At 37.6% G+C, this 12,402-nt stretch carries 8 protein-coding genes, 1 other RNA gene, 1 pseudogene and 1 other annotated feature; of the genes and pseudogenes, 9 read left to right on the top strand and 1 reads right to left on the bottom strand.

All coding sequences use genetic code 11. The features are described from left to right. Positions 1 to 2: 2 nt before the first annotated feature. The 6 genes and pseudogenes from AC1DOS_RS05665 to AC1DOS_RS05690 all read left to right on the top strand — a co-directional run bounded on the left by AC1DOS_RS05665 (position 3) and on the right by AC1DOS_RS05690 (position 6,969). Entirely contained in the window at positions 3 to 1,289 is a 1,287-nt protein-coding gene (locus AC1DOS_RS05665; protein WP_477536710.1) for an extracellular solute-binding protein, read from the top strand. Positions 1,290 to 1,601: 312 nt separating this feature from the next. Then, positions 1,602 to 2,885, top strand: a complete 1,284-nt coding sequence (locus AC1DOS_RS05670) for a carbohydrate ABC transporter permease (RefSeq protein WP_477536716.1) — start codon at positions 1,602 to 1,604, stop codon at positions 2,883 to 2,885. Between the two features lies 1 nt (position 2,886). Beyond that, positions 2,887 to 3,729 (top strand): sugar ABC transporter permease, encoded by an 843-nt coding sequence (locus AC1DOS_RS05675; RefSeq protein ID WP_108586399.1) that lies wholly within the window; start codon positions 2,887 to 2,889, stop codon positions 3,727 to 3,729. Between the two features lie 56 nt (positions 3,730 to 3,785). Next, a pseudogene (locus tag AC1DOS_RS05680) lies at positions 3,786 to 3,982 on the top strand (alpha-amylase family glycosyl hydrolase); the annotation flags it as partial. 174 nt (positions 3,983 to 4,156) lie between these two features. Then, positions 4,157 to 5,818 (top strand): glycoside hydrolase family 13 protein, encoded by a 1,662-nt coding sequence (locus AC1DOS_RS05685; RefSeq protein ID WP_477536711.1) that lies wholly within the window; start codon positions 4,157 to 4,159, stop codon positions 5,816 to 5,818. Positions 5,819 to 5,946: 128 nt separating this feature from the next. Further along, complete coding sequence (locus AC1DOS_RS05690; protein ID WP_477536712.1) at positions 5,947 to 6,969, top strand: LacI family DNA-binding transcriptional regulator; 1,023 nt, start codon at positions 5,947 to 5,949, stop codon at positions 6,967 to 6,969. Between the two features lie 52 nt (positions 6,970 to 7,021). Here the strand turns inward: AC1DOS_RS05690 and AC1DOS_RS05695 are convergent, their stop codons facing one another. Next, a complete protein-coding gene (locus AC1DOS_RS05695) occupies positions 7,022 to 8,587 on the bottom strand; it encodes an SH3 domain-containing protein (protein ID WP_477536713.1) in 1,566 nt (521 codons plus the stop codon). A 116-nt stretch (positions 8,588 to 8,703) separates the two neighbouring features. After that, positions 8,704 to 8,944: a binding site (T-box leader), on the top strand. 56 nt (positions 8,945 to 9,000) lie between these two features. Between AC1DOS_RS05695 and hisS the strand changes: the two genes are divergently transcribed. The 3 genes from hisS to ssrS all read left to right on the top strand — a co-directional run bounded on the left by hisS (position 9,001) and on the right by ssrS (position 12,305). Next, a complete protein-coding gene (hisS, locus tag AC1DOS_RS05700; RefSeq protein ID WP_477536714.1) occupies positions 9,001 to 10,293 on the top strand; it encodes a histidine--tRNA ligase in 1,293 nt (430 codons plus the stop codon). Beyond that, complete coding sequence (gene aspS, locus AC1DOS_RS05705; protein ID WP_477536715.1) at positions 10,290 to 12,062, top strand: aspartate--tRNA ligase; 1,773 nt, start codon at positions 10,290 to 10,292, stop codon at positions 12,060 to 12,062. Before hisS ends, aspS begins: the two co-directional genes overlap by 4 nt. Positions 12,063 to 12,120: 58 nt before the next feature. Then, positions 12,121 to 12,305: non-coding RNA, 6S RNA (ssrS, locus tag AC1DOS_RS05710), on the top strand. The last annotated feature ends 97 nt before the right edge of the window (positions 12,306 to 12,402 follow it).

Below are 12,402 nucleotides of genomic sequence, written 5' to 3' on the forward strand. Positions count from 1 at the left end.
TGATGAAAAAGAATTTACTATTAATGATGCTTATTCTTTTACTAGGTATGCTTGCTGCATGTGCACCAGACCGAGAAGAAGGAACTACACCTGCTGAAGGTGAAAAACCGGAAGCAACGGAAGAGCCAGAAAAACCTGAGAAATTGGTCATTTGGGAAGATTTAGAGAAAAGTAAAGATTGGTTACCAGCTGCACTTGCTTCATTTGAAGAAGAGTACGGTATCAAAGTTGAATTCAAAGAATTAAACATGGCGGACAAAATCCGTGATCAATTACGTCTTGATGGTCCAGCTGGAAATGCTCCTGACGTAGTAACACTTCCGCATGACCAAATTGGCCAAGTGGTAACTGAAGGTCTAATTCAAGAAATTACTGTAGAAGATTCAGTACTTAAAACATATAGTGAGTCTGCAATAAATGCTCAAATGTATGATGGGAAACTATTCGGTCTTCCTAAAGCAACTGAAACTCCAGTTTTAATTTATAATAAAGCGTTAATGCCTGAAGCTCCAAAAACTATGGATGAGCTATACACATTCTCTAAAGATTTCACTAAAGGAGATAACTATGGTTTCCTAGCACTTTGGGATAACTTCTACTTCGCACACGGTCCAATCGCTGGCATGGGTGGATATGTGTTTAATGAAAAAGACGGTGCTCCTGACCGTGAAGATATTGGCTTAAACAACGAAGGCGCTGTTAAAGGTGCTGAATTTATTCAAAAATGGTATGCAGAAGGTTTATTCCCTAAAGGAATCATTGGGGAAAGCGGCGGTGCTGCAATGGACGGATTATTCAACGAAGGTAAAGTAGCAGCAGTAATGAATGGTCCTTGGGCATTCCAAGGCATGAAAGATGCTGGAATTGACATTGGTATTGCTCCAATGCCAACACTTCCTAACGGAGAACCAGTCAAAACATTCATGGGTGTTAAAGGATGGCACGTAACAGAATTTACTGAAAATCCTTACTGGGCAACAAAATTAATTGAACATTTATCAAACGATGAAAACTCTAAAGCTCGCTTCCAAGCAGTATCTGAGATTCCAGCTAACGTAGCGTTAGTTGAAGATCCAATTATTGCTGATAACGAAGGCGCTAAAGCTGTTGCAGTTCAATCACAATACGCTGTGCCAATGCCAAACATTCCTGAAATGGGAGAAGTATGGGCCCCAATGGCTTCGGCACTTCAAACATTGGCAACCGGTAAAGCTGAACCAAAAGCTGCTTTAGATGAGGCTGTAAAATCTATTCAAGCAAATATTGAAACTAGCCACCCTGCAAAATAGAAAAGTGCGAGCTGGGCTTCGGAGCTAGACAATAATAGAGAGTTAAACCTTTCCTAACTTGCAGATTAATACGTAGTAAAAAGTAAAGGGCGATATCTTCCTTCTTGGAAGGTATTGCCCATCCTTTTATTAAGAAACTGCCAGAACTAAAGAAAAAACTGTGCTAGAAATTGCTGGAAGAAATCGATTGTACACGTTGTAACTGAATTATAATATTTAATTAGTTTTACATAGGTAACAAAAAGAAAAGGTTAATAGTTTGATATAAAATCAAATAATTTCTCCGATTCTGAAAGAGGAGGCTTAGCAATGATGGAAGAAATAAAAACCACTACTCATCATGGAAGAAATGCTGTTTTGCTTTCCATTATTCCTGGATTCGGACAGTTTTATAATAAGCAATTTTTAAAAGGATTCATCTTTTTAATTTTAGGGCTCTCTTTTGGTATTGTATTTAAAGATATATTACCCGTCGGATTTTGGGGACTTTTTACGCTAGGTGAAATTCCGAAGCTGGATCATTCCGTGTTCCTATTAGTCGATGGAATTATCGCATTAATAATTACGATCATGGGCTTGGGTGTTTATGCACTGAATTTAAATGATGCGTATCGCAATGGTGAAAAACGCGATAGGGGATTCAATTTAAACTCTGTGCGGCAACAATATCATAATTTAATAGATAATGGATTCCCTTACTTAATGATTACACCTGGATTTTTCCTATTAATTTTTGTAGTAATCTTCCCAATTTTGTTCGTAGCCCTATTGGCATTTACCAATTATGATTTATACCATTCGCCACCAGCAAAATTAGTAGATTGGATTGGTTTCCAAAACTTTATCGATATCTTCAAATTGGATATTTGGAGAACTACTTTCTTCGCCGTGTTGGCTTGGACAATTATTTGGACATTCGGTGCAACAACTTTACAAGTTGGATTAGGAATTTTCCTTGCAATTCTTGTTAATCAAAAAGATTTAAAAGGTAAAGCAATCATCCGTACTATCATGATTTTACCTTGGGCAGTTCCATCGTTTATTACAATCTTAATATTCTCTGGAATGTTTAATGAAACTTTTGGAGTTATTAATAGAGACATTCTTCCTTTCTTTGGAATTGAGGGTCTGTCTTGGATGACAAATGAAACGTGGACACGATTAGCATTAATCATGATTCAAACGTGGTTAGGCTTTCCATTTATTTTTGCCATGACGACTGGCGTTCTTCAATCGATTCCAGATGAACTTTATGAAGCGGCTACTGTAGATGGTGCCTCCATCTTCCAAAAGTTCTTTTCTATTACATTACCACTAGTATTATTTGCAACAGCACCTATCATTATTACGCAATATACGTTTAACTTTAATAACTTTAACGTCATTTTTCTTTTCAATGGCGGTGGTCCAGCAATACCGGGTCAAAATGCAGGTGGAACGGATATTCTCATTTCGTGGATTTATCGCTTAACTATGACAAGTGCACAATATGGTAAAGCAGCAGCTGTCACAATGATTCTATCAGTCATTGTTATCTCGGTTGCACTATGGCAGTTCAAGAGAACAAAATCTTTCCAAGAGGAGGATATGATGTAGCATGAACAATAAAACAAGCAAAATTATCCGACTCACAATATCATATATCTTAATTTTAATGATGATTTTTATTGTTGTGTATCCATTACTTTGGGTACTTGGTTCTTCATTTAACCCTGGACAAAGTCTATCTGGTTCTAAAATGTTCCCAGATAATCCAACGTTGAAACACTATCAATTCTTGTTCGATTTGGATAAATCAAAATATCTTTTATGGTATTGGAATTCAATGAAAATAAGCATTATCACAATGGTTTTATCTGTAATTGCAATATCTTTTACGGCGTATTCATTCTCACGATATCGCTTTGTTGGACGAAAAAATGGTTTACTGACATTTTTAATTTTGCAAATGATTCCTAACTTTGCAGCATTAATTGCAATATTTGTGTTAGCAAACCGCACAGGATTAATCGATACACATATCGGTTTAATTCTTGTCTACGTGGGTGGTCAAATTCCAATGAGCACATGGTTGATGAAAGGGTATTTAGATACGATTCCTAAAGAACTTGATGAATCAGCTAAAATGGATGGTGCAGGTCATCTGCGCATCTTCTTCCAAATTGTTATGCCTTTAGCTAAACCGATCATTGCAGTTGTCGCTTTGTTCTCATTCATTGCTCCATTAGGGGACTTTATCCTGGCGAGAATTTTACTACGTTCAGAAGACAAATTTACATTAGCTGTTGGGTTATATGAACTAGTTGCGAAACAATTCGGCAATGAATTCACGAAATTCGCAGCAGGGGCAGTTTTAATTGCCATTCCAATTGCTATTCTGTTCTTAATGTTCCAGAAGTATTTTGTATCTGGGTTAACTGCTGGTGGTACAAAAGGATAATTCGAAGAACCATATTAATAAGCGAGGAGGGACGGAAAATGAGATAAACACAAGTATTGCTCATTTTAATTCCGTTTCTTCTTTTTAATGCATCCCCTGTATGTGCTGATGAAAAAGATGAGCGCAAGTGGCAGGACGAATCCATTTATTTCATCATGGTGGATCGTTTAATAATGGTTATACATCCAACGATTTTAAAGTGAATACAGGAGATTTGAAGGAATATAACGGTGGAGACTTCAAAGGAATCACCAAGAGCGTGAAGCGTGAGACCCACAAGTATGTGGTTTTCATACTTGTTGGCTCATGCGGAATGTAAGGCAGGCGCAAATGTACGATAAACAACTTAAGATTTATTAAAATAATGGTTTTTGAATGCTCTTGATTTTACGATTAAAGTAACAACTAGGATTCGGAGGTTTTATAAATGAATAAATATTGGTGGAAAGAAGCTGTATGTTATCAAATTTATCCACGTAGCTTTATGGACAGCAATGGTGATGGAATTGGAGACATACAAGGTATTATTTCGAAACTGGATTACTTACAAGAATTTGGAGTCGATGTACTGTGGATTTGTCCGTTTTTTAAATCACCGAACGCAGATAATGGCTATGATATAAGTGATTATCAAGATATCATGGAAGAGTTTGGAACGATGGAAGATTTTGAACTTTTACTAAAAGAATCCCATAAACGTGGAATGAAAGTAATCCTTGATCTAGTCATAAATCACACAAGCGATGAGCATCCTTGGTTCATTGAATCTCGTTCTTCGAAAGATAATCCAAAAAGAGATTGGTATATTTGGAAAGACGGCGTGGATGGAAAAGAACCGAATAACTGGGAAAGTATTTTCTCAGGTAGCGCGTGGGACTTTGATGAGAAAACGCTACAATACTACTTGCATCTATTCCATCAAAAGCAGCCGGATTTAAATTGGGAGAATCCCGAAGTTCGCCTTGCTCTTTATGACATGGTGAACTGGTGGCTCGATAAAGGGATAGACGGATTCCGTGTCGATGCGATTTCACATATTAAAAAATACCCAGGTATGCCTGACTTACCAAATCCGGAAAATCTCGATTTTGTCTCTTCTTTTGACATGCATATGAACCAAGAAGGCATTCATGAATTCTTAAAAGAATTAAAAGAAGAAACGTTTGATAAGTACGACATTATGACTGTCGGAGAAGCAAATGGCGTAAAAATTCACCAGGCAGATGAATGGGTTGGTGAACAAAATGGCAAGTTCGATATGGTTTTCCAGTTTGAACATCTAGGATTATGGCAAAAAGGGGCCGATGATTCAGTAGATGTAGTAGGTTTGAAACAAACATTGTCCAAATGGCAAACTGAATTACATGGAAATGGATGGAATGCTTTATTTTTTGAAAATCATGATCAACCTCGTAGTGTATCAACATGGGGGAAAGATGAAGAATATTGGATGGAAAGTGCAAAAATGCTAGGTGCTTGCTATTTCCTTATGCAGGGAACTCCGTTCATTTATCAAGGTCAAGAAATTGGGATGACCAATGTTCAATTTGACTCAATTGATGATTATGACGATTTAGGAATGAAAAATTATTATCGAATCGAAACATCAAAAGGTCGACCTCATCAAGAGATGATGGAGATTATTTGGAAAAGCGGTCGTGACAATTCCCGTACACCAATGCAATGGAATCATCATCAAAATGCAGGTTTCACAGAGGGTACTCCATGGATGAAAGTCAATACTAATCATCAAAATATTAATGTGGAGTCTCAAATGAAAGACCCGCAATCCATTTATTCATTTTATAAAGACATGATTTCCTTACGGAAGGAACATGAAGTTTTCGTTTATGGAGATTACAAATTACTTTTAGAGAATCATGCAACTGTTTATACTTATAAACGGACGTACGAAGATTCTTCTGCAATTGTGATTTGTAACTTTGGTGAACAGCCACAAAACATTAATTTAGAAGATCTGCCTGTAGGAGATGGAAAGCTTAAGTTAAGTAATTATGATTCTACAGATCATGTACTTGCAGAAAACGTGTCGCTTAAACCATTTGAAACTAAAGTATACTTATTCTAGAGTAAATAAGAGTGCAAATCGAATATTAGCACTCTTGCTTATGTGAAAAGTATATTGTCTCTATTATCGATGAATTCAGCCTGTTTACCATTAAAGAATAACAAGGATTAATTAGAGGAGGGTGAATTTTGGCCATTACCATTAAAGACGTTGCAAAACTGTCAAATGTCGCCCCATCTACCGTATCAAGAGTCATAGCGAATAGCCCTCGTATTAGTGAAAAAACAAAAATTAAAGTTAGAGCTGCGATGGATGAACTCGGATATCATCCGAATTTTATTGCTCGAAGTTTGGCTAATCAATCCACTAGAGTCATCGGATTGGTGTTACCTAACTCTACAGATGTGTTTTTCCAGAATCCATTTTTCCCTACTGTTTTAAGGGGACTGAGTGATGGGGCAAATGAACGTCAGTATGCTCTTCAAATTAGTACAGGTAAAACGGATGAAGAAATTTACGAAGGCGTTATCCAAATGGTTCAAGGTGGTCGTGTGGATGGTGTTATTTTGCTTTATTCTCGAATCGAGGACAACGTATTAAATTACTTGCGGGAAAGAAAATTCCCTTTTGTCGTGATCGGTAAACCGTTTAAGGACGTAGAACTTATTACATATGTGGATAACGATAATTATTTAGCCGCGAAGGAAGCAACTAACTATTTGCTAAGTCTGGGACATAAGCAAATCGGTTTTATTGGTGGGGATTTAAATTTTGTTGTGACGATTGAACGGTTGCTCGGATTTGAAAAAGCTTTACGTGAAGTAGGTATCAAAAGTGAGGACGATTATATCATTCATAGTGAGTTTTTGCGTGAAGGTGGTCAAGAGGCAATTAGGAAGCTAATAAACTTAAAAAACCCACCGACAGCATTGGTGGTCGCAGATGATTTAATGGCACTAGGTGTATTGAATACATTAATTGAAATGAATATTTCTGTACCCGAGGATATTTCAATACTTAGTTTCAATAATGTGTTATTTTCAGAACTTTCCCAACCACCATTAACATCGGTCGATATTAATATTTTTGAGCTTGGCTTGCAAGCTTCAAGAAAATTGATTCAACTTCTGGAAAATCCGCATGAACCTGTAAAGCGTATGATCATTCCTCATCAATTAATCAAACGGTTTTCTTGTTCTAAAACTCAATAAAAAACTAATCTATCAAAAAAACTCGTCCATATGAATCTTGGACGAGTTTTTTCTAGTTTGCTTGATTGTCAAAGAAGTCAACGACGCCGTTGTAGATACCTAGAGTCGCTTGCTCTCTAAATTTTTCAGTAGTTAACGTACTTTCCTCGGATGGGTTACTTAAGAATCCAAGTTCAATCAAAATGGCTTGCTGACGATTTTCGCGAAGTACTAGGTAGTTTCCTTGCTGCGCTCCACGGTCACGCAAATTAATTTTTTCTCCAAGTGCTTTATGAACGCTTTTCGCAAGTGCTTTTTGATAGCCATGCATGTAATACGTAGTAAATCCATTTATTGAACTGCTATCAGTTGCATCATAATGAACACTTATAAATGCATCGGCTGATAACTGATGACCAATTGAGACACGTTTACGCAAATCAACATACACATCAGAATCTCGCGTCATGACGACATTAGCACCTGCAGAACGAAGTTTACTAGCTAACAATTCAGCTGTGCGAAGCGTGATTCCTTTTTCATGTGTGCCTCGTGCACCAGTCGTTCCACCGTCATTGCCACCATGACCTGGATCAATAACAAGTGTAAGACCGTTGAGAGTGCCTTTTTTTCTGTGTACATTCGTTTGTTTATTTTCGGTTTCTTTTATAGTTGTATTTGTAGATACAACCCAGTTAGCTACAAATGCTTTCGAACCCTTCGGTAATTTAACTTCGTACCAATCACCACTTTGTCCGATGGTTTCAAACGATTCCCCTGCATTCGCTCGATATACTACTTCACTTGAAGTGGAAGCGCTGGATCGTAAGTTTGTACCGTTATAGACAATCGAAACTTTTTTCGTAGTTGTAGCTTTGCTCTGCTGTTTTTGGTGGGATTTTTCAGGAGTACTCCCACTAGATGCAATCTGAGTTCCATAAAAAGAATAAACCCAACCACTTTTTTTACCTGACAGTTCAATTTTTACCCAGTTATGTTGCTTTTCGATAATTTTGAAACGTTCACCTTTTTTCACTGTACTAACTTTCTTAGAAGTTAAATCAGGTTTTGAGCGTACATTCAAACTATTCACAGAAACTTCAAAGTGATTACTATTATTCACTTTAGATGATGTAGTCTGTGTATTATTCGTTTGAATGGTTATGTATTCTTTTGCCACATAACCTTTTACTTGGTTAAACGAAATTTCGACCCATTTGCCATGATCAGCAATAAGCTTAGCTTGATCACCAGCTGACAATTGAGTAAGCACCGCTGCACCAATAGAGGCTTGTGAACGAACATTTAGCTGGTCTACTCTGGAGACGACAAGTTGCTCGGATAGTTTTTTCTTTTGACCTAATTGCTTGGTGTACCATGAAGCCACCCAGCCTTCAGCCGATCCACGGCGTACATTAATCCAATCGCCTTGTTGTTTTAGAACAATCATTTGATCTCCCATTTTTAGGGAGCCAATAATAGGATATGCTAGACCAGGACCCGATCTCATATGGAGGTTTGATACTGTTGATTGAACATTTTCTCCATTTGCATATGTAATTGAAGGAAGAATAAGTGATAATAACAAAATAAGTCCAATAAAAATTTGTGCATTATTTCGAATTTGAATTTTTAACATATAATTCCTCCTTTTGTTTATTGTAAAGACTGTTCACCGAAAAGACTATAACTTTTTATGAAAAGGTTGACAACTTATTGTACAGTCATTAAGATAAGGTATAATCTGAATCAAACAAAGTGCCAATGACCAAGAAAGTAACTGTTTAATACGCTGTTAAGAGAGGGAAAGACGTGGCTGAAATCTTTCCTACAGAAGCACTCAGTGAACAACACTTGAAAGGCTTTTCGTCGAAATACTCCTTGAAGTAACGTAGGCGAAAACGGAACCGGCCGTTATCCGGATTTGAGAGGACATGAAGTATTTGTGTCAACTAGGGTGRAACCGCGGAAGCTAACAATAGCTCTCGTCCCTTGCGTATTTGCGCAAGGGACGGGAGCTTTTTTAATTTATAAAAGAGAGGAGCCATTATCATGTCGATTAATGTGCCAAGAGGAACGAAAGATTTATTACCAGGTGAAACTGAAAAGTGGCAAGCAGTCGAAGAACTTATTCGTGATACATGTCGATTATTTCAATATAAAGAAATTCGAACGCCAATTTTTGAGCATACCGAACTTTTCACGCGAAGTGTCGGTGATACAACTGATATCGTCCAAAAAGAAATGTATACATTTACCGATAGAGGTGACCGTTCATTAACTTTGCGTCCTGAAGGAACCGCACCCGTTGTCCGCTCTTTTGTTGAAAATAAATTATTTGGTTTACCTAATCAACCAGTAAAACTTTATTACACAGGACCGATGTTCAGATATGAACGCCAACAAGCAGGTCGCTACCGTCAATTCGTTCAATTTGGAGTTGAAGCAATCGGTAGTAAAGATCCAAGCATTGATGCAGAAGTTATGGCTCTTGCAATGAGTGTGTATAAAAAAGCCGGATTGAAAAAAATTAAGTTAGTGATTAATTCACTGGGAGATACCGAAAGTCGACAAGCTCATCGAGTTGCACTTAGTGCTCATTTCTCTCCGCACATCCAAGAGTTCTGCTCAGATTGTCAAAATCGATTAGAAAAAAACCCGTTACGTATTCTCGACTGTAAGGTGGATCGAGAGAATCCATTGATGGCAACAGCTCCAAAACTACCTGATTATATGAATGAAGAATCGGCTGCTTATTTTGCAAAAGTAAAACATTACTTAGATATCTTAAACATTAAATATGAAGTTGACCCAAATTTAGTAAGAGGACTCGATTACTATAATCACACAGCTTTTGAAATCATGAGTGAAGGCGAAGGATTCGGTGCCATCACAACACTAGCTGGTGGTGGTCGCTACAACGGTTTAGTTGAAGATTTAGGTGGTCCGGAATCACCTGGTATTGGTTTTGGAATGAGTATTGAACGATTGTTACTTGCTTTAGACGCTGAAGGAGAAGAGTTTAAAAACTTGCCTACACTTGATGTCTATGTAGTCGCAATGGGTGAAGCAGCAAAAGATAAAGCGGTATCGTTTGTCTCGCAGCTTCGTCAAAATAATGTCTCAGCTGAAATGGATTATTTAGATAGAAAGATTAAAGCTCAAATGAAATCAGCCGATCGTTTAAATGCCAAGTTCTCAGTTGTAATTGGTGACAATGAACTTGAAAGTGGCAAAATTTCATTGAAATACTTAGCAAATGGAAATCAACAACAACTTACGTTTGAAGAAATAGTCGAAAACTTTACTAAAATCGCATCTAAAGCAACGGAGGAATTAGCATGACTAAACGTACACATCCATGTGGAGAAGTAGCAGAACAAGCAATCGGGGAACAAGTCGTATTAAAAGGATGGGTTCAAAAAAGACGTGATCTTGGCGGACTTATTTTTGTGGATCTTCGCGACCGCACAGGAATTGTGCAAATTGTTTTTAACCCTGCCATTTCAGCAGAAGCATTAGCAGTTGGTGATGCCTTACGAAATGAGTATGTTGTTGAAGTAACAGGTGAAGTGGTTGCTCGTAATGAAGCACAAATGAATCCAAACATGAAAACTGGACGAATTGAAGTGCAAGCTACACAAGTGACGATTATTAATGAAGCAAAAAATCCACCATTTGCGATCGAGAACCAGAACGATGTTAATGAAGACTTACGATTAAAATACCGCTATTTAGATCTTCGTCGTCCCGTTATGTATGACATTCTCAAAATGCGTTCTGAAGTATCAAAATCGATTCGTCGATTTTTAGATGAAGAAACATTTATAGAAGTTGAAACACCTATTTTAACAAAATCAACACCAGAAGGAGCACGAGATTACTTGGTTCCTAGCCGTGTGCATAACGGTGAATTTTACGCTTTGCCACAATCTCCTCAATTATTTAAACAAATGTTGATGGTGTCTGGATTTGAAAAGTATTACCAAATTGCTCGCTGTTTCCGTGATGAAGATTTGCGTGCAGACCGTCAACCAGAGTTCACACAAATTGATATGGAAATGAGTTTCATGTCAATGGAAGATATTTTAGAAATGAACGAACGCATGATGAAAAAATTAGTAAAAGATGTTAAAGGAATTGACGTTGAAACGCCATTCCAACGTATGAAATACACAGAAGCCATGGATCGTTTTGGTTCTGACAAACCGGATGTTAGATTTGGCTTAGAGTTACAAGATGTTTCTTCACTCGTCGAGCAATCTTCATTCAAAGTCTTTGCTGGAGCAGTTGAAAGTGGCGGACAAGTAAAAGCAATCAATGTTAAAGGCAAAGCTGACAATTATTCACGTAAAGACATTGATGCTTTAGGAGAATTTGCAGGAAGACATGGTGCCAAAGGCCTTGCTTGGCTTAAAGTGGATGCAGAAGGATTAAAAGGACCAATCGCGAAATTCTTTGAGGGTGAAGTAGGGGAGAAATTAGCTCAAACACTTCAAGCAGAACCAGGGGACTTATTATTATTTGTTGCCGACAAAAAATCAGTTGTAGCTGATTCATTGGGCGCTCTTCGTTCGAAATTAGGAAAAGACCTCCAATTAATCGATGAAAGTAAAAATGCATTCCTATGGATTATAGACTGGCCGTTATTTGAATATGACGAAAAAGAGGGACGGTACTATGCTGCTCACCATCCATTTACAATGCCGTTTGTAGAAGACATTGAGTTAATGGATACTAATCCTGCAGAAGTACGCGCTCAAGCCTATGATTTAGTGTTAAATGGCTATGAACTTGGTGGTGGATCAATACGTATTTATTCGCGCGAAATTCAAGAAAAAATGTTTAGCATTCTTGGGTTTTCAAAAGAAGAAGCAAATGCTCAATTTGGTTTCTTGCTCGAGGCGTTTGAATATGGAACCCCTCCTCATGGTGGTATTGCCTTCGGTCTTGACCGTATCGTTATGTTATTAGCTGGCCTCACGAATCTACGAGACACGATTGCATTCCCGAAAACAGCGAGTGCAAGTGACATTTTAACAAAGGCACCAAGTGCTGTTTCAGAAGAACAATTAAATAATTTGTCATTAAAAATAAGTATTCMGAAAAGTTAAATTTAATTGTAAAATATGGTTGTATTTGAAAAATGGATATGATATTATACAGGTAACACGAATCCTGATGTGTTCGTTAATTGCCACATCGATTTTGACCGAACTTATTTATCGTAGGGAATCCTCCTTTTGTAATGGCAAACATGCCCCCAGGGGACGTTTTAAGTTATAAAGTGGATACCCACCTGCTGTGTGCGGGTTCAAAACGATACGCTTCATAATGACGGCACGATTGGGATTCGTCCTACATTATGTATAATCCCTCTAGCTTTCTTCAAGCTAGGGGGTTTTTATTGAGGATAATCCCTACTAAAACGATATAGATTGTGAGGACAAAACA

It is taken from the genome of Paenisporosarcina sp. P5_A11 (assembly GCF_056400705.1).